Genomic DNA, 23,935 nt, shown 5'->3' with positions numbered 1-23,935 from the left:
ACGCTCCTGTGTCCTAATGGCCGACGGTCAGATTCGCCTGAACAGTGACGGCTTGCTGTACGAGCGACGCCATCCCGCTGTTCTGGTTCATCACCACAATGCCGGCTGCCGACTGGGCTGCGCCCGTCATGGTGTTGGCCATGTCGAACGTGCCTGCGGTTACAGCATTGGCTCCGCCAGCGCCACCTGCGCCACCCACAGCGCCGTTGCCTGCGCCGCCAGTGCCCGTTGCACCTGCGCCGCCCGCACCGCCAGCCGCACCGGCTGCCCCGACACCTGCAGTCGCGCTGCCATTCGATGCCGTGGTGGTTGCGCCGCCGTTGGTCGCTGCGCCGCCAGTACCTGTACCGCCGGCACCGCCGGCACCCGCCGTCGACGTTGCTGCACCGCCTGCGCCGCCTTGACCTGCGCCCGAGCCGCCGGTACCCGAGGTTGCGCCGGTCGTGCCTGCGCCACCCGTACCGGAGCCTGCGCCGCCCGTGCCGCCACCAGCACCGCCTGCTGCACCGGCGCCGCCGAGGCCGCCTGCAGAGGTTGCCGTCGCGGTCGAGTAACGATGAGCACTGGCACCGCCGCCATCGCCACCGTTTCCGCCACCGCCACCGCCACCACCGTTGCCGCCTGTCGAGCCACCACCAGCTGCACCGAGGCCGCCCACTGCGATGCTGCCTGCCGCACCGAGTGCGCCCCTGCCGGAGCCGTTGCCGCCCTGCGTGCCGCCCGCATGTGCCGAGCCGCCTCTGCCACCATCTCCCGCATTGCCATCACCGGCCGTTGCGCTGCCATTCCGGGCGTTACCTGCTGTCGCGCTGCCGTTATCCGCATCGCCACCGCTGCCGCCGCTGCCGCCAGCACCACCCCTGCCACCGTTGCCGCCTGTGCCGCTACCACCGATGCCAGCACCGCCCTTGCCGCCGGAGCCGCCTGCCGCGCTGCCCCAGTTGGCGGCCTGATTGCCGATTCCGGAGACACCGACGTTGCTGACGGTACCGTCCAGTTTGCTCAGTGCGACGACCTTGGTGCTGTTAAAGGAGTCCTGCCAGACACTTGCACCGGACGCGATTTCGTTGGCGTTACTGCCAGTGCCCGTTGTTTGAGTTGAAGTTGCGGCGGCGCTCAGCGTATTGGCGCCGGAGGTGGATGACTGATCGCAACCTCCTTTTGCATTGTCACTACATGGATTTGCCATCGCGTAGCCGCTGAAGCCTAAAGCCAAGGCCGCAGCGGACGCCAGTAGAGTCTTTCGCATGGAATCCTCCTGATCTTCATTCGGGGGTGGGCGGCTTGGCAGACTTCACCAATCCGCCGCACCTAAATGCATAGGCGATGCCACCTGCCTAAGTACTTGAAAGTAAAGAGGAAGATACCTTTACCGCAATATGGAATAATTTTCCGAGGGTTTTCCCTCATGTTTTTTGTTTCTGAATTGAAACGCATCGTCATGCACAACACCCTTTCCAGCTTTTTGTGCATCTGCACATATTCTTTTAATTCAACAAGTTGGCGGTAAATCGTAAGAGAAAGGATGCGTTCCAAAAAACGTTTCTATTTTGTCAGGCCCAATTTATGTATGCAGGCCGAAGGTGGATACGGCATTCCCATCATTTGGGGGTTCAGCCTTGCCTGGCTTGGCTTCTGTGCGCTGGCGCACATTTATCGGGGGTCGAAAGACAGAGTGCCGATCGCCTCAAAAACGTATCTTTTCAAGTTAAGGTGCATTTGAAGGGTGTGTTTAAACCTCGTCCGTCATTCATTTGCGGGACGGGTAAACCCGTTCGGACCGTGGTGCGTTTTCAGATTTAGTTCGCAGTGCAGCAGAAATCGTTACCAGCTTCGTCCGAAGATTTGCAGCGACTTGTCCGATCATTGCGAAATCGTGAATGAAGAAGGATCTTCGGACTGTACGAGCCATTCAGAAATCGTTTCGCATACCCAGGCAGAATCATCGTGTGGCAGGTCGTGACCTGCCCATGGATGTCGACGATGTGGCGCGCGCCAAGCGGCTGCAAGATGCGCAGAACACACTGGATTCACGAGGCGGTCATCTTCAGACGAGAGAATCAAGGCGGGGCACGACGGCGGCGTTTTACCCGCATTGAACTGCGCTGCAGCAAAGAGCTGACGCAATGCGTTGACACGGCTGACAGGCGCACTTGCACGGATCGTTCGCCACACGACGAGATCGTCGACGATATTCTGGCGATTGCTGCACGTCAGTCGATGAACAGCCGACTCCACCTCCTGCGGATCACCCCACTTCGCCGCGATGCGCAAGAGCTCCGGCCACGCCTCACTACGCAGCCGCTCCCGCGCGCGGCTAAACGGACGCATGCTGGTGTTGATCAGAACAATGCGTTCGATATCCTGTGGATGCCGCTGCGCCCACGCCGTCGCGACCATTCCGCCGAGTGACATCGCGAGCAGCCGGTAAGGTTTCGGCAGACCACTTTGCACTGCCACGAGCCGCACGAATCCCACCATGTCCACAACGTCCAGCGGCGCGCGCAAACGGGTATGGATGCCGTTGCCCGGCAGGTCGGGGAGCAACACATGCTCCGTGTCCGTCGCGGCGCCGAGGAGCGCTGGAAGCGTTCCCCAGTGCCTCGCTTCGCGCGTAAGTCCACGCAGCAGAATCCATGTGCTCATGTGCCCGCATCCCGATACCAGTGATCGATTGCGCTTTGCTGTAACTGCTGCCTTCGTTTGCCTTCGGGCAGCCAGCGTTGCGCGGAAAACGCCGCGCGCGTGAGGAACTCGAGCAGGTTCGCATGTCGCCTCAGTACGCGTGCCGTGCGATGCGCCTTCACCGGATTGAACATGCCCTGCCGCGAAAACAGCTGCAATGGATTCTTCCTGATCCACAGCCACGAACCGAGTTCGAGCGTCATCGGCAGCAGGACGTTGGATGCGGGCGTGCGGTCATACGCGCAATCCCACAGATCGCCGTGCAGCAGGTATTGATGGCTTTGCGGTTCGAACGTATAGCCGTGATGCGGATGCGCCCGCTCGAACATGGTCTTGAGCGCGAACATCTCCGGCAGATGACGCATCAGCTGACGCGTGCGTGCATACGGAAACCAGATGCTGTCGCCAAAGCCGTATCCCGAGTGACAGTCGAGCGCGAAGCTGAGCGGACGCGTCGACAGCTGGTTTTCGACGACCTGAAGGAGCGCCTTCGCTTCCGGCTCCATCGGCGCCCCGCGGCTACCGCGATACCACGGCAGCCATGCGCCGACCCGCTGGCCGCCCGCAAGAAACGGCACCCGTTCGTCCGCGTCCTGCGGGGCGTTGCGCATCAGGTCGACGCCGTTCGGATTCGCGCGCGTCGCGGCCCACATGCCGCCTGGATTGACGATCGGCATAAAGATCAGGCGAATGGACTGCAGTTGCCGCACGAGCAGTTCGTCCCATTCCAGCCGGCCGAGTAGCGCGCGCATGTAGTCGAGCACGAGTTGCGTGCCGATGCGCTCGAGCCCGTGAATGCCGCCGAAGAAGCCAATGGCCGGCGCCTGCGGATCGGTCGAGCCGATGCTGGCCGTGTGAACCGCGAAGACGCGTCCATGCACCCGCGTTTCGCAGACGGTGTTGATCTCGAAGCTGGCGCTGCCGACATCGAGGATCGACTTGAGGTCCTCGTATTCCGCAAAGCTGTCGGCGAGGAAGCTGAGTGGTTGCATGGCGACGCCAGAAGTCATTCCAGTGTTATTGGGGACGGCACGCGCTGATCCCTCAATATATCGCGTTAGCGGCCAATGAAGCATGACAACCCGTGTTCCTGAATGATCGTGTCATGCCAGCGTCACACAGCCGTCCATCCTGCGCGGCAACGCCTGCTGCTTTCGACTGATCCAAAGTTCTGATAGAAAGGCATGTTCGCCGTCCCGGCCACGTATGGGCGGACACGGATCTACCTGAAACAACCCCATGCCGGCGGTCACTGCCGCCTTTTTCGTCCAGGCTCTTGATGGAAACATCTGTTGTATTGCTGGTTTTGCTCGCCGCGTTGCTGCACGCGACCTGGAACGCGTTTCTGCATCTTTCCGAAGACCGGATCTGGCTGCTCGGCATGATGTCGATTCCATATCTCGTCGTCAGCGCGATTGGCGTGTGCGTGCTGCCGTTGCCCGCGCGCGCTGCGTGGCCTTACATCTGCGCCTCCGTCGTACTTGAGTCGGGCTATTGCCTTGCACTGATCCGCGCGTACCGCAGCGGCGATTTCGGGCAGATCTATCCGATCGCACGCGGCCTTTCGCCGATGCTGGTCTGTGCTGGCGCGTTCGTCTTCGCGCACGAGACACTCAAGCCACTGGCCATGGCCGGCGTCGCGCTGGTCTCGCTTGGCATCATCTCGCTCGCGTTTCGCCGCAACATGCGCTTTTCCGGCGAAAGCGTGCCGTTCGCGCTGCTGACCGGCTGCTTTATCGCGTCGTATTCGGTTGTCGACGGCATCGGTGCGCGCGTGTCCGGCAACGGGCTCAGCTACGTCATGTGGGTCTATCTGCTCTGGAACGTGCCGCAGTTTCTGCTCGTGTGGAAGTGGCGCGGCGGCGCCCGGGGCCTCTTCATCGGGCGTGAACCGGTCTTGAAGGGCATGCTGTCCGGCGTCATCGCGCTGACGGCGTACTGCTTCATCATCGAGGCGTACCGCTATCTGCCGATCGCGATGGTCTCGGCGCTGCGCGAACTCAGCACGATATTCGCGGTGCTGATCGGCTGGCTCTTCATGCGCGAAAAGCTCACCGTACGACGTATCGTCGCGTGCACACTCGTCACGCTCGGCGCGGTGCTGATCCGGGTTTGAGCGTCGCGGGTCCGCGCGCCGCGCTCAGGCGAACTGCACGAGTGTCGAATCGATCGCGTCGGCGAGCGTATCGAACGCGGGCGCGATCTCTTCGTCGGGCACGCACGCATAGCCGATCAACAGGCCCGACGGCGCGCTCGCCGGCTCGGCGTAATAGCCCGACAACGGCCGCACGATGATGTTGCGCTCCAGCGCCGCATTCGCAACCGCGCGATCGTCGGCGTCATGCGGCAACTGCATCACGAGATGCAGACCCGCATCGCCGCCCACCGCAGGCATTTCACTCCCGTAACGACGCCCCGCCGCATCGAGCAGTGCCTGGCGACGCTGCCCGTAGAGCGTGCGCATCCTGCGGATATGCGACGTGAAATGTCCTTCCGCGATGAATTCCGCCAGCACCGCCTGCTGGAGCAACTGGCCTTCGCGATACAACTCCGCGCTCGCCATCGCAAAACTCTCGGCGAGCGCTTCGGGCACCACCAGATATCCGATGCGCAACCCGGGAAACAGCGTCTTGCCGAAGCTGCCGACGTAAATCACCTGCCCGGCCGTATCCAGCCCCTGCAACGAGGCGAGCGGCCGGCTGCCGTAGCGGAACTCGCTGTCGTAGTCATCTTCAATGATCCAGCATTGATGCTGACGTGCGTATTCCAGCAGCATCCGGCGCCGCGCGAGACTCATCACCATCCCCAGCGGATATTGATGCGAAGGCGTGACGAGCATCAGCTTCGGCGGCTGTGCGAGGTCGTCGGGCGAAGGATTGATGCCTTCCTCGTCGACGGCAATCGGGCGCGACTGCAACCCCGACACGTGAAGCACGCTGCGCACGCCCCAGTAGCACGGGTCTTCGGTCCAGATCACGTCGCCCGGATCGGAGAGCAGCCGCACGGCGAGGTCGACGGACTGATGGATGCCCGTCGTGATCACGATCTGCTCCGGCGTGCAGCGCACCGAACGCGACGTGCGCAGATACTCGGCCAGCGCGTGGCGCAGGAGCGGCAGACCGCCGCCTGGCGCATACGTCAGCAGATCGGGGCGCATGCGGCGCCAGTACTTGTTATGCAGGCGGCTCCAGACGCGCGCCGGAAAACGCGTCACGTCCGGCACGCCCGGCATGAACGCGCCCCACTGCCGCTTCGACACGCCCGCACCCGACAGCAGCCGCGCACCGCGTGCTGAAAGCGCGCGTGCGGCCGGCAGCGGCGTAGCATCCGGGATTGACGCAGCCAGTGGAGCCGCCACGGCGGTAGCCGCATCCGGCGCGCCGACGATTTCATCCGGCGCGCTGTCCGCGACGAACGTACCGCGCCCCGTCGCTGACGTCACGTAGCCTTCCAGCGCGAGCTGCTCATAAACCTGCGTCACGGTATTGCGCGCGATGCCGAGTTCGGCGGCCAGAAGCCGTGACGACGGCACCTTGCTGCCCGCCGGCAATTCCCGCGACAGGATCGCCTGCTGAAGCAGCCTGTGCAGTTGCCGGTAGACCGGCTGGCCGTTACCGCGGTCGAGCCGCTGGGCCAGCCAGTCGGACAAAACGCTCGCGCGCATGATTGGCTCCTGAATTTTTATTGAAATGGCTCTGAAGTTTGGAGCCAAATCTGATTATAGTCGCTGCATGTGCTGTCAACGGGCGGCACCTTCCCGATTCCGCCCGTCCCCGCGTGTTCCGCGCGTGTTCCCGATAACCGGATGTGAAGGAGATGACCATGGCCGACAACAAGAACGCAGGACTTCAGGCTCGCAAGGACGCCGCCACGCCACGCGGCGTCGGCGTGATGTGCGATTTCTACGCAGAGCGCGCGGAAAACGCCGAACTGTGGGACGTCGAAGGCCGCCGCTTCATCGACTTCGCTGCGGGCATCGCCGTCACGAACACCGGCCACCGTCATCCGAAGATCGTCGCCGCGATCCGCGAGCAGCTGGATCGCTTCACGCATACGGCGTATCAGATCGTGCCGTATGAGTCGTACGTCGAGCTCGCGGAAAAGATCATCGCCCGCGCGCCGGGTGACTATCCGAAGAAGGCCGCGTTCTTCACCACCGGCGCCGAAGCCGTCGAAAACGCCATCAAGATCGCGCGTGCCGCGACCGGTCGTCCGGGCGTGATTGCGTTCACGGGTGGCTTTCACGGTCGCACGATGATGGGCATGGCGCTGACCGGCAAGGTCGCGCCGTACAAGATCGGCTTCGGGCCGTTCCCGTCGGACGTTTTCCACGCACCGTTCCCGAATCCGCTGCACGGCGTCACGACCGCCGATTCGCTGCGCGCCATCGAGCATCTGTTCAAGGCCGACATCGATCCGAAACGCGTCGCCGCCATCATTTTCGAACCGGTTCAGGGCGAAGGCGGCTTCAATCCCGCGCCGGCCGAGTTCGTGCGCGCGCTGCGCAAGCTGTGCACGCAGCACGGCATCCTGCTGATCGCCGACGAAGTGCAGACCGGCTTTGCGCGTACCGGCAAGCTGTTCGCGATGCATCACTACGACGTCGTGCCCGATCTGATGACGATTGCGAAAAGCCTCGCCGGCGGCATGCCGCTCTCGGGCGTGGTCGGCCGGGCCGACATCATGGACGCGCCGGCACCCGGCGGTCTCGGCGGCACGTACGCAGGCAACCCGCTGGCGCTCGCTGCGGCGCACGCCGTGCTCGACATCATCGAAGAAGAAAACCTGTGCGAACGCGCAACGGCACTCGGTGACCGCCTGAAGGCAAAACTCATCGCGCTGCAAGGCGAAGTGCCGCAGATCGCCGACGTGCGCGGCCCTGGCGGCATGGTCGCAGTCGAGTTTTTCAAGGCCGGCACGCGTGAGCCGGACGCCGACTTCGCGAAGCGCGTGCAGACGCGCGCGCTCGAACGCGGCCTGCTGCTGTTGACCTGCGGCGTGTACTCGAACGTGATCCGCTTCCTGTTCCCGCTGACGATTCAGGACGCCGTGTTCGACGAAGCGCTCGCGATTCTCGAAGGCGTGTTGAAGGAAACCGTCGGCGTTACCGCGTGATTCCGGATTTTCTCCAGACTGGTTCGGGAAAGACACATGACGATCAAGGCATTTGAAAACCTGAAGGACCCGACGCTGCTGCGCACGGACGCGTTCATTGCAGGCAGATGGCAACAGGCCGACGACGATTCGACGTTCGACGTCGTCAATCCGGCGACGGGCGAGCGCATCGCGAAAGTACCGCGCATGGGCACGCAGGAAACACGTCGCGCGATCGAGGCGGCGAACGCCGCGTGGCCCGCATGGCGCGCGAAAACCGGCAAGGAACGCGCCGCGATTCTGCGTGCGTGGTACGAACTGATGATCGCGAACGCCGACGACCTCGCGCTGATTCTCACCACCGAGCAGGGCAAGCCGCTCGCCGAAGCAAAAGGCGAGATCACGTATGCGGCGTCGTTTCTCGAATGGTTCGGCGAAGAGGCGAAGCGCGTCAACGGCGACACGATTCCGACCCCGGCATCGGACAAACGCATTGTCGTGACGAAGGAGCCGATCGGCGTCTGCGCGGCAATCACACCGTGGAATTTCCCCGCGGCGATGATCACGCGCAAGGTCGGCCCGGCGCTCGCCGCCGGTTGCCCGATCATCGTGAAGCCGGCCGAGGCCACCCCGCTTTCCGCGTTCGCGCTCGCCGTGCTGGCAGAACGTGCGGGCGTGCCGGCTGGCATTTTCAACGTGCTGACGGGCGACCCGAAGACTATCGGCGCCGAAATGACCGGCAACCCGATCGTGCGCAAGCTGTCGTTCACGGGTTCGACCGCCGTCGGGCGTCTGTTGATGGCGCAATGTGCGCCGACGGTCAAGAAGGTCTCGCTCGAACTCGGTGGCAACGCGCCGTTCATCGTGTTCGAAGACGCCGATCTCGACGCCGCGGTTGCGGGTGCGATTGCATCGAAGTATCGCAACAGCGGGCAGACGTGTGTGTGCACGAACCGCTTCTATGTGCATGATCGCGTCTACGACGCGTTCGCCGCGAAGCTGCGCGATGCGGTCGCGGACCTGAAGGTGGGCTTCGGCACCGATGCTGGCGTCACGCAGGGGCCGCTCATCAACGAGGCGGCCGTGCTCAAGGTCGAATCGCATATCGAAGACGCGCTCGCCAAAGGCGCGCGCGTGGTGACGGGCGGCAAGCGTCATGCGTTGGGCCACGGCTTTTTCGAGCCGACGGTTCTCGCGGACGTCACGCCCGCCATGAAGGTCGCGCGCGACGAAACGTTCGGGCCGCTCGCGCCGCTCCTCCGTTTCTCATCCGACGAAGAAGTGATCCGCCTCGCGAACGATACCGAATTCGGTCTGGCCGCGTACTTCTTCAGCCGCGATATCGGCCGTGTGTGGCGCGTGGCCGAAGCGCTCGAATACGGCATGGTCGGCATCAATACCGGCCTGATTTCGAACGAAGTTGCGCCGTTTGGCGGCGTCAAGCAATCGGGGCTGGGGCGTGAAGGCTCGCACTACGGCATCGACGATTACGTCGTGATCAAGTACATGTGCATCGGCGGGATCTGAGCCTTTAGCTGTACAGAATCCATTGTTGGACTTACGCCAGAAGCTACGCCAGAGGACATCCTGTTGCGCGTAGCTTCGGCGAAACATTCCTTTCCAGCCGATCAGTTCGTGCGCGCACTCCTCCTCTTTACTTAGCTATCCTTTACTTATAACTTGACCAGTGTGGTCGCGGCATTCATCCAACCTGGACGGAAGGGCCATCGGCCTAATGGTTGCCGTTATCGAACGGCTGGCGTCCCACCACGTTTTCGTTGAAGGCGCTGGCGAAACAGTCGCTGCCGGCGTCCATGGACGGCCCGGTTCGGAAAAGCGGGTTTTGACTATTCGCTGTCACCATGGGTTGTCTCTTTCCCCCACACACTGTAAAACATCGGATGAACACGACGATGCCCTGACGTTGCCGGCCCAATTCGGGATGCAACGTTGACGACGTTTCGCGCCACCCTCGTGGTTTGGCTTGTCGCGCTGCTTTCGGCCTGTGCGGGATTGAAGGGCCAGTTGGATGCCTTGCCGGTTCGATCGAAGTAATGACTTGTGGATACTGCCTGTGAACGTCTAAACGAGTAGACGACCATGCCAACCTCACCGGAAATCGACTTCCGAAGCAGCCGTCGCCCGGGCAGAACATACAGAAAGCTTTCATTCCGGCGCTCGCTGACGACCCTCGTCGCAAGTGCCTTTCTGGCGGCAAGTGGACCATGGCTGATACCTGATGCGACTGCAGCGCCGGGGGATGCGTCTGCACCCGTCATTACCGGTCCGAATGTGCAACGACGCGCTGACGCGGTGGTCGCCCTGCTGTCCTTCACCGTCACGCCGGATCTTTCCGCCAGTACGCTTGGCATCCGCAATAGCGCGACCGCCAATCCGTCATTGAACATGACGCAGTTTGGCGGGGGCTTTACCCTGAGCCCGAACTTCCCGCTCTATCTGGAGGGCGCACTGGGCGGATCGCGCTACGATCCCACGTTTCTCGTGTCGGATGGACAGGAGCAACGTGCGTTACCTACCCGGTGGACGAACGTAGCGGCGACCGGCGGCATCGGCTGGGACTTTCCCCTTAACGCGAGCAAGAATCTGGTCATCCGGCCGATCTTTAACTTTTCGCTGGGGGAGGTCTTGAGCGACGCGACCGCGGCACAGTTTCTGGTCAATCGCCGGACAGACAGCAACATTAATTTCATCAAGAACGGATCACTCAATGTATATGGGCTCGGCGGGTCGCTAATGCTGGGCTGGTACCCCCGTCAGGAGCCTTACGAAATCGATGTTGAACTACGTTTTACGGACATCTATCTCCAGAGCTTCGGATCGTCGGGCGCTGTGCGAGGATCCGCCAACGCGCAGTCTACGAACCTGTATGCTCGCTGGCGCGCGCCGACGGGTTTGCTGTTGTTGCACAGGCCACTGCGTTATGTTCTCGAACTCTCTCATTCGACATATCTTGGGAGTCAGGCGGACATCCTCGGCTTCAATCAGTTGACCTCGCTTGGCGCGGGCCTTGAAATCGACACTGGCGCAGTAACGAAGCTCTTCTCCCGGCTTCGCATCGTTGCGCGATACGCGTTCGGCAAGGACGTTACAGGTGCATCGCTGGGTCTCGCGCTTAGTTTTTGATCGACTACGTTTCATCGCAAAGCCAGCACGCGCTAAAGATCCAACGGGCGTACTGTCGACGGATGACAGCCAGGGCTTGATCCTGGAAGTGTTCAACGACAGGGGTGCGAGAAGATCGGGCGACCTGTCTGACTCTACTCCGAATAGAAGCCCGAACCCACGAGACCCGGCGTTCCGTTTATCTTTACTGCTTTCACATAGGTCCATTTATGCGAGGGCTCAGTCTGTCCGGGTCTCAGAAACATGTAATCGACCCAACCCGATCCCTTCGTTTCAGCCGTCTGGATCATGACGTCGTGCAGCAGCTTGCCGTTAGTGTCTTTCTGGCCGCTAACGTTGGTCCCTTCACGGGCTGGGAAGGCCGGATTCAACAAGACATTTGCCTTCAGATCGTAAACGAACAGATAGGTGTCCCCGTGGAACCACTCGCTGCCTTTCACTCTGAACGCGGAAAACGCTTCCTGGCCTTTACTGTCGATCAATGCCGCAGCTTTGTCGACCAGCGCTTCAGTCTGCTTTGCCACTTCGGACGTCGGGGGAGATGACTGAGAAAATGCGGAAGACGCGGAGCAGAACAATCCGCCCAGCAACAAGATGTTGGTAAAGAGAGCTTTCCCGTTCATGGCGATATTTCCAGCCGCTGAATGCGGCACTGTTCCGTAAATCGATCGCTCTTTCCAGCCTGAAATGGTCGCGCGGGGTCTGGATAGACTCTGTGCGTGACAACGTGTCTACCCCGGTTTCCAGATGTGGGCGGCTTTTCAACAGGTTGCCCGGCCGAATCGAATGACGATCTGGGCGGACCCAGCCGCGCTTCGTCAGAGGCTCGGCGAACACCGCACAAGAGCCGCTCGCGGGAGTGCAGCGCTCCGCATTCAGGAAGAGTAGTATGCGAAGCGCAGCCAGGTCAGGCTCGTTTTCCCGCATAGCGTGGGCGCCTTCGAATGAACGGCTGCTTCAAAATGTCGAGCCGGCAGGGGATGGGCGCGAATGACGGAAATCGACCGCTGTGTGGAAACGGCTTTCTTTTTGTAAAGCCCAGATTACCAGCCCTGCCAATCAAGTCTGGTAATTCCGGGCCGCGCTAACGTAATGCTTCGAGCTTAAAAAGCCCTTCCTGGTTCCTGCCATGTTCATTGCCTTTATTGTCCCCGCAATTCCAGGTATCTTCATCATGCGCTTCAGGTTGGAGACCAAAACGCGAACACTCCTTTCAGTGCTTGCCGATCCGAGCGTTCGGGTCAGGAAGTGCGTGGATCCCATAATGGCATGAGTTTATTGACACACCCTGACTAACTGTCCGGCCTGAATTTTTTTTCGGTCAAACTGTTTTCCTCGTCAGCCGGCGGTTCAGGACAAATGATGTCGACGAGCCTGGAATACAAGCGCTTCCCCGCTACGATAATCGGATTGCCTCGCAACAAGCCCTGATCCGAGAGAAAATCATTTACGGCGCCACCCGCCTCCCGCACCAGCACGATTCCCGCAAGGCAGTCCCACGAGTTGATGTGCGGCTCGTAGTAACCGATCAGGCGCCCGGCCGCGACGTAAGCAATCATCAGCGCACCCGAGCCATTGCGGATAAACATTCCCCCTTCTGCCAGCAGACGATCGAGAAACGGAATAAAGGCATCCGGTTTCACGCGATGAGAAAATCCCACACCAAGTACCCCCTCACGAACGGAGCTCGCCGCGCTTGCGCTCACCGGCGTCTCGTCGACGAAGGTGCCCCGGCCGCGCGCAGCATGAAAAAGCTCACCGCTGTTCGGGTCGTAGACCACGCCAATAGCCGGCTCTCCGTCGATCAGAATGCCGATCGACACGCACCACGCGTGCATGCCGTTCACAAAGCAACTCGTCCCGTCGATGGGGTCGACGACCCAGATCACTCGCTCATGCTGCAACGCCTCCTGTATATCCCCCGCGCTTTCCTCGCCGAGAAAGGCATCGTTGGGAAACGCCTCGTTGACATACTTCCGCACCATGCCTTCCACTTCCCGGTCGGCGACGCTGACGACGTCCTGCAAGCCCTTGTGCTCCACTTCGAGCGCGGCGCGATTGCGGAACATCTGCAACGCGCGCAAGCCCACTTCTTTGGCTACGGTGCGCGCAAGGACATAACGTGATTCGAGGTCGATCGCAACCTGCATCGGAGATTGAATGACTGTCATGCACGCGCTCCGACAATTGCAGCGCCGTGCGCCTTCAGTTGCAATCCAACCTGCGCGCCACGGGGAAATATCTGATCCAGACGATGACACACGACAAAAAGCTCCCCAAGTTCTGACTGAATGGTGTACTGCATTTCCCTGCCAAGATAAGTTGCCCGGCTGACTTCGCCGATCAGAGACGTGTCGCGATCGGCCACCTGCAAGCCGATTGCCTCCGGCCGTAACGCAATCCTGACCGCACCGGTTCGCTTGCCGGAGTACGGTAGATCGACCGCGGCACCGCTGATCAGACAGTTCGCAATCTTGCCGTCGGTGCTGCGAATTTCTCCGTCGACCAGATTGGCGTTGCCTATGAAGTCCGCAACGAACTCGTCGGCCGGCGCCTCGAAGATTTCGCGCGGCGAGCCTTGCTGAGCAATCTTCTTGCGGTTCATTACGACGATCTGATCGGAGATGGCCAGCGCTTCCTCCTGATCGTGCGTCACGTAGACCGCGGTCAAGCCCAGCTTCAACTGCAGATCGCGAATTTCGTCTCGCACACGCGTGCGCATCCTGGCATCGAGATTGGAGAGCGGTTCGTCGAGCAACAGCACTTCCGGTTCAAGCACCAGTGCGCGCGCTACCGCTACCCGCTGCTGCTGGCCTCCAGAGAGCTCGCTTGGCGAGCGCTCGGAGAGATCAGCGAGACCGACGAGCGTCAGTGCATCGAGCGCGCGCTCGCGAGCCTGCATTTTCGGCTGCCGCGCCACGGTCAAGCCGTACGCGACGTTTTCCGCAACACTCATATGCGGAAACAGCGCGTACGACTGGAACACCATGCTGACATCGCGCTCGGCAGCGGAAAGTTCCGTCACATCGCGGCCGCCGATCCGGATGCGGCCCTCATCCACGCGCTCCAGCCCGGCTATCATGCGCAACGTGGTCGTCTTCCCGCAGCCGCTGGGCCCAAGCAGGGTCACGAGGGTTTTGGGTTCGATGCTGAAGCTTATATCGTCGACCGCGACGCTTTTGCCGTATCGCTTGGTCACACGCTCGAAGGCGAGCGAACCACGTTGTTTCAGGTCTTTCATATTGTTTTCTCCTTCAATGCCGCGCGCCGCTTGCCAGCAACCTGGACGCGGGTGTGGGCGCGCAACCGGCGAGTGCCGACAAATCGCTGAGTCAGCAGAATCATCATGAGCATCACGACAACGAGAACACTTGCATATGCGATCGCCGTGCCATAGTTGCCATTCGACACGAGGCCGATGATGTAGGACGTTGCCATGTCGTAATTGGCGCTGACGAGGAAGATCACCGCGCTCACCGAGGTGATGGAACGCACGAAGCTGTACACCAGGGCTGAAGCCAACGCCGGCCGCAACAACGGCAGGATCACGCGGCGAATGGTCGTGAAACTGCTTGCACGCAACATGATGGAGGCTTCGTCCAGACTCGCATCGAGTTGTCTCATCGCGGCGATGCCACTGCGCAATCCCATCGGCATATTGCGGAACACGAAGCACAACACGAGGATCGCGGCGGTGCCTGTGAGTTCGACTGGTCCCGAGTTGAAGGTCAGCAGATAGGCGATGCCGATCACCGTGCCAGGAATGGCAAAACTGAGCAGCGTGCCGAATTCGAACAGGCGCTTGCCGGCAAAGCGCTGGCGAATCAGCAGCCACGCGGCGAGCATTCCCACGAGGGAAGTCAGCGGCGTGGCGATCGCCGCGATTGTCAGCGTCGTGAAGAACGATGGCCAGGCCTGACCGTGCCAGTGCAGCCCGGTAGCATCGCTGGACACACCGAATGCATCGAGATAATGGGCCAGCGTCAAACTGTTATCGACACCCCATATCTTGACGAAACCGCCGAGCAACATCATTCCGTAGACGACAAGTGTGAACGCATACCAGGGTACCGCGACACACCACAGCCCGATCTGAAGCCGGTGATCGAGCGGTGCGTGAGCGCCGCTGTCAGCCTTACCGGAAACCGTGACGTAAGACTTGCGGCCGAGCCAGAGGTTTTGCAGCATGAACGCGCCCAACGCGAAAGCCAGCAACACGAGGCCGAGTCCTGCGGCGCGCCCCGGATCATTCTGGGCACCGACCACAGAGAAGTAGATTTCGGTGGACAGCACATGGAAGTTTCCGCCCAGCACGATCGGATTGCCGAAGTCCGCCATACTTTCGATGAAGCACAGAAGAAAGGCGTTGGCCAGGCCAGGCCGCATGAGCGGCAGTGACACCGTTGCAAATGTCTGCCAACGCGACGCCCCGAGGGTCTGCGAAGCCTCTTCGAGCGACGGCCCGACGCCTTCCACCACACCGATCAGCGTCATGAAAGCGATGGGCGTGAACGCCAGCAATTGCGACAGCCACACGCCGGGCAGGCCGTAGAGCCAGCGGCCCGGCATCACACCGAACACGTCGGCGATCAACATAGTCAGAATACCATTGCGGCCGAGCAGCAGGATCAGCGCGAGACCCAGCACGAACGGCGGGGTGATGATCGGCAGCACGCTCAGACTGCGAAGCATCTTCACCCAGCGAGCCGACGTCCGCGTCACCAGCAGTGCGAACACAATGCCGAGCAGGGTCGATCCAGTTGCGCTCGCCAGCGCCAGCGCCAGCGTGTTCCACGCGACGCCGCAGGTCCGTCCTCCCGCGAGGCATGCCAGCCCCCACACACTCCGGGACGCGACGCGCGGCAGTACGGCGGCAAGTGCGAAGTGGCCGTCGCTATCGCCAAACGCGTCGAGCAGGATGCTGCCGACCGGCCAGAAGACGAACATGCCGATCAATGCAGCGACAATGCCGATTGCGGCTGTGACGAACAGGTCGCCACGGCATGCGCCGAGGAGCGCCGCTCCGCTTGTCGTGATCACGATGAACACGGTGGTCGCCAGCAGCGCTCCCGCGCCAAGGCCGGTCGGTGTTCCTGTCTGCGCGGGGATCCCCCACGCCAGCCACACGATCGTGGCAAGGCCTGCCGCGCCGGCGGCAATCCAGAGCGTGCCAAGCCGACGCCGGGATGCGATCAGCCCCACCCCGAGCGCCGCAAGCGCCAGCAGTCCGAACAGGACCCACAATGGCGCGATCCCAAAGTACCAGGCTTGCAGCAGTGCCGGAGCGGCCGCTTTCGTGGCGAACAAACGCGGCGACAGCCAATGTAGCGCGAACACGCCGCTATCCTGCTGATACCACGGCAACCCGATGAGAGCGATCGCACCGAGGGCCAGCCAAATCGACAAGGTCTTTTTCATCTGAGTGCTTCAGTTGCCGTGAGAGTAGATTTCCGACGTCCAGCGCTGCAACAGATGCTTGCGCGTCTGCGGCGAACCATATTTCGCGAAGTCGTAGTTGACCAGCTTGATCGAGGCGACGTTCGGAGCTTGCGGCGGAACCGTGGCTTGAGCGTTCGACGGAATCTGATAGGCCTTGGCATCCACCGCCGCCGTCTGTGTATCCGCACGCAGAGCGAAGTCGTAGAAGCGCTTTGCTTCGTCCAGATTCTTCGCGCCGGCAACGATGCTCATGCCGCCGATCTCATAGCCCGTTCCCTCGCAGGCAGGGACCACTGCAATCGGAAAGCCTGCCACCTTCTGCTTGATCAGGTCATGCATGAATTCGATCGCCACTGTCGACTCGCCTCGCGAAGCCGCTTCGCCTGGAGCGACACCGGTATCCGTGTACTGACTGATATTGGCGTTGAGCGAGCGCATGTAGGCAAAGGCCTTGTCTTCGCCGAATAACTGGACCAGCGTGGCCAGCGCAACGTACGAAGTGCCAGACGAATTAGGATTGGCAATCTGGATCTCGCCCTTGTAGGCCGGATTGAGCAAATCCTTCCAGCACTTCGGAGCGGGCAGATTGCGCTGCTTTAGTTCGTTTTCGTTATAGCCGATGCCCAGCACGCCTTGATAAATACCAACCGACCGGTTCTGCGCGACCGTGGCGAAAACCCGCGCCCAAGGCTGTAATTGCGATTGCAGCGGCGACTGGTAAGACTGCGTCAGGTTTTCGAACGCGGCTTGCAAATGCGCATCGCCCGAACCCGCCCACCACACGTCGACCTGCGGATTCTTCGCCTGCGCCTGAATCTGCGCGAAGCTTTCGCCCGCACTCTTGCGAATCATCGAAACCTGTATCCCGCTCTCCTTCTCGAAGCGGGCCTTCATCAGCTGACACCACTCCAGGTCGGCCGAACACAAAACGTTCAGCTTGCCCGCGGCATGCGCCGCGGACATCACACCCAACCCGAGAACGATAGCGACCGAATGGCGCAAAAAACGTTTCATGCGTTTGTCTCCAGTTATTTATCAACTCGGTGCGCCACGTTCATGGGACGTCCCTAACCCAATCATCGGAGCGGTACGAACGATGATCCGGCCGAAGTCCCGGAATCTCAACCGATCTATTTGCACACGAGTGCAATTTAGCATCAAGCCGCGACGTGTTCAACTGTGACCGCGCAAAAGAAGTGAATACCTTGCCAGGGATTTACCCGGATACCGGACCGGCCGTGTCGCGCTCGACAAATGAAACCGGCACCACGCGGACTTGCGCCGGCGTGTCGAAATCGTTCATACGCTCGACGAGGACCTGCACCGTGTGACGGGCCAGTTCCTGCACGTTCTGTGCAACCGTGGAGAGGCGGTAGCTATCGAGCCCGGCGTGCTGGATATCGTCGAAGCCAACCACCCGGATGTCGTCGGGCACACGTTTGCCAAAGCGGTGCCGCACTGCGTCGATAAAGCCAAGTGCGATCATGTCGGTGGCGCAGAACACACCATCCGGAATGCCGCGTGAGCGGTTCAGGAGCGTATTGCCGGCCTGCTGTCCGCTTTCGTAGCTATCGGTGGATGTGTTGCACAGTTCGACGTCGCCGCGACGGCGCGGCAGCCCTTTGAGCGCGTCGACAAAAGCATCGCAGCGGGCCTTGCCACTGAAATTCGAAATGTGCGGTCCGACGAACGCGAACCGTGTAGCCCCGGCCTGGATCAGCCGCTGGGCCGCCATGCGGCCGCCCGCGTCGTTGTCGCTGTTGACCACGTCCGCCCCTTCGAGTTCGGCGGCGCGGTTGACCATTGCAACCGGAATGCGCCGGCTCACATACTCGTGCGCCAACGCGAGCGGCGGCGCGCCGGACGTCATGATGACGCCGGCGATGCGGTAACTCAGCAGTATTTGCAGCGAGTGTGCGATCTGATCGGCGTCGTCGGCGTTCATCAGAATCGGCAGGAAGCCATGTTCGCCGAGGTAATGGGCGAGTGGGGCAAGCAATTTGACCCGGAATGGATTGGCAAGACCGGACGTCACCACGCCCACAAAGCTGCTGCGCCCTTGAATCATATTACGGGCATTGATGTCGACCTGGTAGCCGAGCTTCTCCGCAGCCTGCATTACGAGCTTTTTGGTCTTGCCGGAGATACTGGCGCCTGGGGTAAACGCTCGCGAAACTGCCGAACGCGATACGCCCGCGAGTTTCGCTACGTCTTCCGCGGTGGCCCAGCTCTTGTCCTTGTCTTTCTCTCTGTCGTTCATGTGCATCCCGCGCCCTTCGCATTAACTGCCCTCGTGAAGCCAGTAGCTTATCAAAGGTGCGGGAATCGCACACGTGTTCACTATTCGAGCGTGACCGGCGCTCCGCTGACAAAGGAACGGGAGGCGGCGTCGGCAAGTTCGAGTGCCTTCAGTCCGTCGTCGATCGTGGTGCGCACCGGCGTGCCGTTCACGAGCGCCGCGACGAAATGCGCGATTTCCGCGGCATAAGCGTCCCGATAGCGTTCGAGGAAAAACGCTTCGGGCAAGTCGGTCGACACGGTGTGGGCAGAAAACGCCGTGACTTCCGTCGGCCGCACGTTGCCCGCCTGGAGCATGCCGCGCGAACCGAGGACTTCGAAGCGCTGGTCGTAACCGTAGGCCGCGCGACGCGCGGTATTGATGACGCATAGCCGGCCTTCGCGCGTGCGGATCGTCACCGCCGTACTGTCGATGTCGCCGGCATCCGCGATCGACGGATCGGACAGACAACTCCCGGTGGCATACACGCTATGGGCTTCGTCGCCAAGAATCCATCGGCAGATGTCGAAATCGTGAATCAGCATGTCGCGGAAAATGCCACCGGATCGCCTGAGGTAGTCCAGCGGCGGTGCGCCCGGGTCGCGGCTCGTCACGACCAGCATTTCCGGAGTGCCAATCTCGCCAGCCGCGAGGCGCGCCTGCAATCCCGCGAAGGTCGGATCAAAGCGGCGCTGAAAACCGATCATGCAGGTCACCCCGGCGCTCGTGACAGTATCCGCGCATGCACGAGCCCGCACGAGGTCGAGATCCACTGGCTTTTCGCAGAAGATGTGCTTGCCCGCTCGCGCCGCCTGTTCGATCAGCGGCGCATGGGTGTCCGTGCTCGAGGCAATCACTATGGCCTGGATTGCGGGGTCGCCGAGTATGCCTTCCACGTCCGCGACCTGCGCGCCGTGAGCCTCAGCCAGCGCGCGCGCACCCGGTTCATGCACGTCGGCCACGTATTTCAGGCGAATGCCGTCTTCCCCCGCCACATTGGCCGCGTGAATCTTGCCGATCCGTCCTGCTCCGATCACTGCTGCATCAATCATCGTCTCCTCCGTCGAATAACCTTCATGCTGAAAATCGCCGGCGCGCGTGTGGCGGATCACACCACCGCACCTCCGCCGAAACGAAACTGGCGAAATCCTATTGCATTTTGCACACGAGTGCAATATTCTTCGTTGGCAAGACCGCGGTCCATGAACCGGTCGGCATGCGACGGGTGCCGCACACCGCGGCAGCACCCTTTTTCAGGAGACACGGCGCTCACTGGCAGCCCATGCAACGGGCTCGTGTGATTGAACAGTGCCCCGGCGAGCCACTCGCCAGCGGGCCGCGATCGTGCGCTCCCGGCAACGTCGCCCGCCGCGCCCGCACCTCGATGCGTTTTTTAGTGATCCCGACATGACAACCACACCTTTCACCGCAAGCGCCTTGCACGAACGCCCGCTGGACGTGATCTGCATTGGCCGGCTCGCTGTCGATCTTTACGCCCAGCAGATCGGCTCCCGTCTTGAGGACGCCACCAGCTTCGCGCGCTATCTGGGCGGCTCGTCCGGCAACATTGCATTCGGCACCGCGCGGCTAGGCCTGCGCTCGGCAATGCTCGCGCGCGTGGGCGACGACCACATGGGGCGCTTCCTGATCGAGGCGCTGGAACGCGAGGGCAGCGATACGCGTCACATCAGGCGTGATGCCGATCACCTCACGGGTCTCGTGATTCTCGGCGTCAAGGACCGGGACACGTTTCCGCTGCTGTTCTATCGCGAGAACTGTGCGGACATGATGCTCAGCGAAGAAGATGTCGACGAGTGGTTCATCGCCTCGTCGAAGGCCCTGCTGATTACCGGCACGCACTTTTCCACGCCGCGCGTCGCTGCCGCCAGCCACCTCGCCTTGACTCATGCGCGGCGCCATCGCGTGCGAACCGTGCTCGATATCGACTACCGTCCCGTGCTGTGGGGATTGACCTCGCGAGCCGACGGCGAGGTCCGTTATGTCGCGAGTGCCCAGGTCACGGATCATCTGCTGCGGATCCTGCCGCAATTCGATCTGGTGATCGGAACAGAAGAAGAATTCCGCATTGCCGGCGGCGCGGACGATCTGCTGACGGCATTGCGCGCGGTCCGCGCCGTGAGCAAGGCCGCGCTGGTCGTCAAGCGTGGACCGCTCGGCTGCACCGTAATAGAAGGCGCCATCCCGGCAAGTCTCGACGACGCGCCCACTTTCGCGGGGCCGCGCGTCGAAGTGCTGAACGTACTGGGTGCTGGCGACGCCTTCGCGTCCGGCTTTCTGTCGCGCTGGTTGCGAGGCGCGAACTGGGCGGAATGCGCGCGCGTCGCCAACGCCAGCGGCGCGCTCGTCGTGTCGCGGCACGGCTGCGCCCCGGCGATGCCGACCGAAGCTGAACTACAGCATTTCCTGACCGTCAGCGAGCGGCCCCAAACCGCGCCGTTGCGGCCCGATCTCGATGCCGAACTGGCGCATCTGCATCGCGTCAGCGTTCCGCGCGCGAAGCGCGACGAACTGTACGTGTTTGCCTTCGATCATCGCCCGCAATTTCTCGAACTTGCGCGCGAAGCCGGTACGTCGGAAGAGCGGATTCCCCTGCTCAAGCAGTTGTTCGTCGAGGCGGTCGCGCAGACGGAGTCGGGGAGACGTCTGGCAGGCAAAATCGGCGTGCTGATCGACGGCCGCTACGGCACGCAGGCGTTGAACGCGGCGACCGGTCGCGGCTGGTGGATCGGCCGGCCTGTAGAGTTGCCGGGTTCATCGCCGCTCGTGTTCGAACCCGGCCGCTCGATTGGCTCGGCGCTCGTCAGCTGGCCGGCCGAACACACGATCAAATGTCTCGTGCAATATCATCCCGACGCGGCAGTCGACGAGCGGATCGAGCAGGAATCCCAGGTACTCGCGCTCTACGCAGCAGCGAGAGCGAGCGGACATGAACTGCTGCTCGAAGTGATCCCGTCGAAACGGCTGCCCTGCGGCCCCGATACCGTCTATCGTGCGCTCAAACGTCTCTACAACCTCGGCATCAAACCCGAATGGTGGAAGCTGGAGCAGATGAGCGCGGCACAGTGGCAGGCGATCGACGCGCTGATCGACGAACGCGACCCCTGGTGCCGCGGTACGGTGATGCTCGGTCTGAATGCGCCGCTCGAACAGTTGATCGACGGCTTCGCACAAGCACGCCACTCGCACCGCTGTGCCGGCTTCATGGTCGGCCGGACGATTTTCCAGGCGCCGTCGCAACGCTGGCTCGCCGGGCAGCTCGACGATGCCGGGCTGATTCGTGAGGTCCGCGCCAGCTTCGAAACGTTGATCGATGCGTGGGATCGCGCCGCCGTTGCCGGGTGTGCCGCATGAACGCGCCCGCTCCCACCCTGCAGCCAGTAGCGATGCAACCGACCGTTCGTTTGACCATGGCCCAGGCGCTGGTGCGCTGGATGGCCGCGCAGTTCGTCACGTTGCCGGACGGCAGCGAAGCGCCTCTGTTCGGCGGTGTGTTCGCGATCTTCGGCCACGGCAATGTCGCGGGCGTGGGCGAGGCCCTGCATGCGCAACGCGACGATCCACATTTGCCATTGCCGACCTTGCGCGCGCACAACGAACAGGCCATGGCCCACTCGGCGATCGCCTACGCAAAAGCCCATTTCCGGCGCCGCATGATGGCCGTCACGACGTCGATCGGCCCCGGCGCGACCAATCTGGTGACCGCGGCCGCACTCGCTCATGTCAACCGCTTGCCGGTGCTGCTTCTGCCGGGCGACACGTTCGTCTCGCGCGCGCCGGATCCGGTTCTCCAGCAGATCGAGGTTCCGCACGATGCCACCGTGACGGCCAACGACGCATTGAGAGCGGTGTCACGCTACTTCGACCGTATCGTTCATCCAGCGCAATTGCTCGGTACCTTGCCGCGCGCGCTGCGCGTGCTGACCGACGCCGCATTATGCGGTCCTGTCACGCTCGCGCTGCCGCAAGACGTGCAGGCCGCCGCGTACGACTATCCCGCGAGCTTCTTCGCCCGGCGCCTCGTGATATTCCACGCGCCGGCGCCCTCCGCGGCTGAACTGCAACGCGCAGCCGAACTGGTGCGCGGCGCGCATCGGCCGCTGCTGATCGCGGGGGGCGGCGTGCTGTACGGGCACGCCACGGACGCGCTTGCGGCCTTTGTGCGACGCCATCGCATTCCCGTTGCCGAAACACAGGCCGGCAAAGGCGCATTGAACTGGGACGAGCCGCTCAACTGCGGCGCGATCGGCGTGACAGGCTCGCCCGCCGCCAACCAGATGGCCACGCAGGCCGATGTGGTGATCGCCGTCGGCTCGCGTCTGCAGGACTTTACAACCGGTTCGCACTCGCTGTTCCCCCATGCGCGCGTGCTCGCCATCAATGCAAGCGCATTCGACACCGTCAAGTGCGATGCGTTCGCCTTGTGCAGCGATGCCGCGCCCGCGCTCGACGCGCTGTCGGCGCAGCTGCGCGACTGGCAAACCGAAGCCGCCTGGCACCATGACGCGCTGCAAGCGGCCGACCGCTGGCGCAGCATCGTGTCGAACCTGACCGCGCAACATGCGGTCACCGGCACGGATGCCGCACGACTGCCGTACGACGCGGATCTGATCGGCGCAGTGCAGCGTTCGCATGCCGACTCGCCGGCGCACGACATCGTAGTGTGTGCGGCAGGCACGCTGCCCGCGGAATTGCACAAGCTCTGGCGCGCCGGTGCGCGCGGCGGCTACCACGTCGAATATGGCTTCTCATGCATGGGTTACGAGATTGCCGGAGGTCTCGGCGTCAAGCTCGCGCGGCCCGAGCGCGAAGTCATCGTGATGGTCGGCGACGGCAGCTATCTGATGATGAACAGCGAGATCGCGACTTCCGTGATGCTCGGGGCAAAGCTGATCATCGTCGTGCTGGATAACCGCGGTTATGGCTGCATCAACCGGCTTCAACAAGCGGTGGGCGGCGCGCCGTTCAACAACATGCTGGCCGACTGCCTGCAAGGTCCGCACGGCGCACCCGCCACCGACTTCGCCGCTCACGCTCGCGCACTGGGCGCGCTCGCGGAGCATGTCGACAACGTCGCGGCATTCGAGGCCGCCATGCAGCGCGCCCGCGCCGCCCCGCGAACCTACCTGATTTCGATCGATACCGACGCCGCTCGCACGACTGCCGAAGGCGGCTGGTGGTGGGAAGTCGCGGTGCCGCAGACGTCCGCGCGTGCGCAGGTGCACGCCGCGTACGAGGCATACCTCGCCGGCAAACAACAGCAACGGAGATAGACCG

At 62.2% G+C, this 23,935-nt stretch carries 17 protein-coding genes and 1 pseudogene; 6 read left to right on the top strand and 12 right to left on the bottom strand.

From position 1 onward, the window contains the following. Nucleotides 1–13: 13 nt before the first annotated feature. The 3 genes from LPA36_RS10440 to LPA36_RS10430 form a co-directional block, all read right to left on the bottom strand. Nucleotides 14–1,249: a hypothetical protein gene (locus LPA36_RS10440; protein ID WP_228876132.1), complete on the bottom strand. Its 1,236-nt coding sequence runs from the start codon at nt 1,247–1,249 to the stop codon at nt 14–16. 614 nt (nt 1,250–1,863) lie between these two features. Then, nucleotides 1,864–2,646, bottom strand: a complete 783-nt coding sequence (locus LPA36_RS10435) for an alpha/beta fold hydrolase (protein WP_228876131.1) — start codon at nt 2,644–2,646, stop codon at nt 1,864–1,866. Beyond that, complete coding sequence (locus tag LPA36_RS10430; RefSeq protein WP_228876130.1) at nt 2,643–3,677, bottom strand: M14 family zinc carboxypeptidase; 1,035 nt, start codon at nt 3,675–3,677, stop codon at nt 2,643–2,645. Before LPA36_RS10430 ends, LPA36_RS10435 begins: the two co-directional genes overlap by 4 nt. 287 nt (nt 3,678–3,964) lie before the next feature. Here LPA36_RS10430 and LPA36_RS10425 point away from each other — a divergent pair, with 287 nt between their 5' ends. Continuing rightward, a complete protein-coding gene (locus LPA36_RS10425; RefSeq protein ID WP_228876128.1) occupies nt 3,965–4,801 on the top strand; it encodes a DMT family transporter in 837 nt (278 codons plus the stop codon). A gap of 24 nt (nt 4,802–4,825) precedes the next feature. Here the strand turns inward: LPA36_RS10425 and pdxR are convergent, their stop codons facing one another. After that, nucleotides 4,826–6,349, bottom strand: a complete 1,524-nt coding sequence (gene pdxR / locus LPA36_RS10420) for a MocR-like pyridoxine biosynthesis transcription factor PdxR (RefSeq protein WP_228876127.1) — start codon at nt 6,347–6,349, stop codon at nt 4,826–4,828. Nucleotides 6,350–6,501: 152 nt separating this feature from the next. Here pdxR and LPA36_RS10415 point away from each other — a divergent pair, with 152 nt between their 5' ends. From LPA36_RS10415 to LPA36_RS10405, 3 genes are all read left to right on the top strand, one after another. After that, entirely contained in the window at nt 6,502–7,800 is a 1,299-nt protein-coding gene (locus LPA36_RS10415; RefSeq protein ID WP_228876126.1) for a 4-aminobutyrate--2-oxoglutarate transaminase, read from the top strand. 36 nt (nt 7,801–7,836) lie between these two features. Further along, a complete protein-coding gene (locus LPA36_RS10410; protein ID WP_228876125.1) occupies nt 7,837–9,306 on the top strand; it encodes an NAD-dependent succinate-semialdehyde dehydrogenase in 1,470 nt (489 codons plus the stop codon). Between the two features lie 573 nt (nt 9,307–9,879). Continuing rightward, entirely contained in the window at nt 9,880–10,923 is a 1,044-nt protein-coding gene (locus LPA36_RS10405; protein WP_228876124.1) for a hypothetical protein, read from the top strand. Nucleotides 10,924–11,057: 134 nt separating this feature from the next. On the opposite strand, the gene LPA36_RS10400 is transcribed toward LPA36_RS10405, so the two are convergent. The 8 genes and pseudogenes from LPA36_RS10400 to iolG all read right to left on the bottom strand — a co-directional run bounded on the left by LPA36_RS10400 (nt 11,058) and on the right by iolG (nt 19,692). Beyond that, nucleotides 11,058–11,546 carry a cache domain-containing protein gene (locus LPA36_RS10400; RefSeq protein WP_228876122.1) on the bottom strand — a complete coding sequence of 163 codons (489 nt, stop codon included), beginning with the start codon at nt 11,544–11,546 and terminating at the stop codon, nt 11,058–11,060. A gap of 496 nt (nt 11,547–12,042) precedes the next feature. Next, nucleotides 12,043–12,186, bottom strand: a pseudogene (locus LPA36_RS29650) (IS5/IS1182 family transposase); the annotation flags it as partial. A 29-nt stretch (nt 12,187–12,215) separates the two neighbouring features. Continuing rightward, complete coding sequence (locus LPA36_RS10395) at nt 12,216–13,094, bottom strand: inositol monophosphatase family protein (RefSeq protein WP_228876121.1); 879 nt, start codon at nt 13,092–13,094, stop codon at nt 12,216–12,218. Continuing rightward, nucleotides 13,091–14,164 (bottom strand): ABC transporter ATP-binding protein, encoded by a 1,074-nt coding sequence (locus LPA36_RS10390; RefSeq protein WP_228876119.1) that lies wholly within the window; start codon nt 14,162–14,164, stop codon nt 13,091–13,093. Before LPA36_RS10390 ends, LPA36_RS10395 begins: the two co-directional genes overlap by 4 nt. Next, a complete protein-coding gene (locus LPA36_RS10385; RefSeq protein ID WP_228876118.1) occupies nt 14,161–16,341 on the bottom strand; it encodes an ABC transporter permease in 2,181 nt (726 codons plus the stop codon). The genes LPA36_RS10390 and LPA36_RS10385 overlap by 4 nt, the downstream gene beginning before the upstream one ends. A gap of 9 nt (nt 16,342–16,350) precedes the next feature. Next, nucleotides 16,351–17,376, bottom strand: a complete 1,026-nt coding sequence (locus LPA36_RS10380) for an ABC transporter substrate-binding protein (protein WP_228876117.1) — start codon at nt 17,374–17,376, stop codon at nt 16,351–16,353. A gap of 202 nt (nt 17,377–17,578) precedes the next feature. Continuing rightward, the gene (locus tag LPA36_RS10375) at nt 17,579–18,622 is read right to left on the bottom strand and encodes a LacI family DNA-binding transcriptional regulator (protein ID WP_228876115.1); all 1,044 of its coding nucleotides are present in this window, start codon (nt 18,620–18,622) and stop codon (nt 17,579–17,581) included. An 80-nt stretch (nt 18,623–18,702) separates the two neighbouring features. Continuing rightward, nucleotides 18,703–19,692, bottom strand: a complete 990-nt coding sequence (gene iolG, locus LPA36_RS10370; RefSeq protein ID WP_228876114.1) for an inositol 2-dehydrogenase — start codon at nt 19,690–19,692, stop codon at nt 18,703–18,705. 355 nt (nt 19,693–20,047) lie between these two features. Here iolG and LPA36_RS10365 point away from each other — a divergent pair, with 355 nt between their 5' ends. Next, complete coding sequence (locus LPA36_RS10365; RefSeq protein ID WP_228876112.1) at nt 20,048–22,012, top strand: bifunctional 5-dehydro-2-deoxygluconokinase/5-dehydro-2-deoxyphosphogluconate aldolase; 1,965 nt, start codon at nt 20,048–20,050, stop codon at nt 22,010–22,012. Next, the gene (gene iolD / locus LPA36_RS10360; RefSeq protein WP_228876111.1) at nt 22,009–23,931 is read left to right on the top strand and encodes a 3D-(3,5/4)-trihydroxycyclohexane-1,2-dione acylhydrolase (decyclizing); all 1,923 of its coding nucleotides are present in this window, start codon (nt 22,009–22,011) and stop codon (nt 23,929–23,931) included. Before LPA36_RS10365 ends, iolD begins: the two co-directional genes overlap by 4 nt. Nucleotides 23,932–23,935 lie beyond the last annotated feature (4 nt).

Origin of the sequence: Paraburkholderia saeva, assembly GCF_907164555.1 — a bacterium.
Classification (GTDB): domain Bacteria; phylum Pseudomonadota; class Gammaproteobacteria; order Burkholderiales; family Burkholderiaceae; genus Paraburkholderia; species Paraburkholderia saeva.
This window is presented reverse-complemented; position numbering and strand designations above follow the sequence as displayed.

Bases quoted from the DNA above. Each gene is read 5' to 3' on its own strand.
- LPA36_RS10405 (WP_228876124.1), top strand. From the start codon at position 9,880: ATGCCAACCTCACCGGAAATCGACTTCCGAAGCAGCCGTCGCCCGGGC.
- LPA36_RS10400 (WP_228876122.1), bottom strand. From the start codon at position 11,546: ATGAACGGGAAAGCTCTCTTTACCAACATCTTGTTGCTGGGCGGATTG.
- iolD (WP_228876111.1), top strand. From the start codon at position 22,009: ATGAACGCGCCCGCTCCCACCCTGCAGCCAGTAGCGATGCAACCGACC.
- LPA36_RS10440 (WP_228876132.1), bottom strand. From the start codon at position 1,249: ATGCGAAAGACTCTACTGGCGTCCGCTGCGGCCTTGGCTTTAGGCTTC.
- pdxR (WP_228876127.1), bottom strand. From the start codon at position 6,349: ATGCGCGCGAGCGTTTTGTCCGACTGGCTGGCCCAGCGGCTCGACCGC.
- LPA36_RS10390 (WP_228876119.1), bottom strand. From the start codon at position 14,164: ATGAAAGACCTGAAACAACGTGGTTCGCTCGCCTTCGAGCGTGTGACC.
- LPA36_RS10375 (WP_228876115.1), bottom strand. From the start codon at position 18,622: ATGAACGACAGAGAGAAAGACAAGGACAAGAGCTGGGCCACCGCGGAA.
- LPA36_RS10415 (WP_228876126.1), top strand. From the start codon at position 6,502: ATGACCATGGCCGACAACAAGAACGCAGGACTTCAGGCTCGCAAGGAC.
- LPA36_RS10435 (WP_228876131.1), bottom strand. From the start codon at position 2,646: ATGAGCACATGGATTCTGCTGCGTGGACTTACGCGCGAAGCGAGGCAC.
- LPA36_RS10365 (WP_228876112.1), top strand. From the start codon at position 20,048: ATGACAACCACACCTTTCACCGCAAGCGCCTTGCACGAACGCCCGCTG.
- LPA36_RS10425 (WP_228876128.1), top strand. From the start codon at position 3,965: ATGGAAACATCTGTTGTATTGCTGGTTTTGCTCGCCGCGTTGCTGCAC.
- LPA36_RS10385 (WP_228876118.1), bottom strand. From the start codon at position 16,341: ATGAAAAAGACCTTGTCGATTTGGCTGGCCCTCGGTGCGATCGCTCTC.
- LPA36_RS10380 (WP_228876117.1), bottom strand. From the start codon at position 17,376: ATGAAACGTTTTTTGCGCCATTCGGTCGCTATCGTTCTCGGGTTGGGT.
- iolG (WP_228876114.1), bottom strand. From the start codon at position 19,692: ATGATTGATGCAGCAGTGATCGGAGCAGGACGGATCGGCAAGATTCAC.
- LPA36_RS10410 (WP_228876125.1), top strand. From the start codon at position 7,837: ATGACGATCAAGGCATTTGAAAACCTGAAGGACCCGACGCTGCTGCGC.
- LPA36_RS10430 (WP_228876130.1), bottom strand. From the start codon at position 3,677: ATGCAACCACTCAGCTTCCTCGCCGACAGCTTTGCGGAATACGAGGAC.
- LPA36_RS10395 (WP_228876121.1), bottom strand. From the start codon at position 13,094: ATGACAGTCATTCAATCTCCGATGCAGGTTGCGATCGACCTCGAATCA.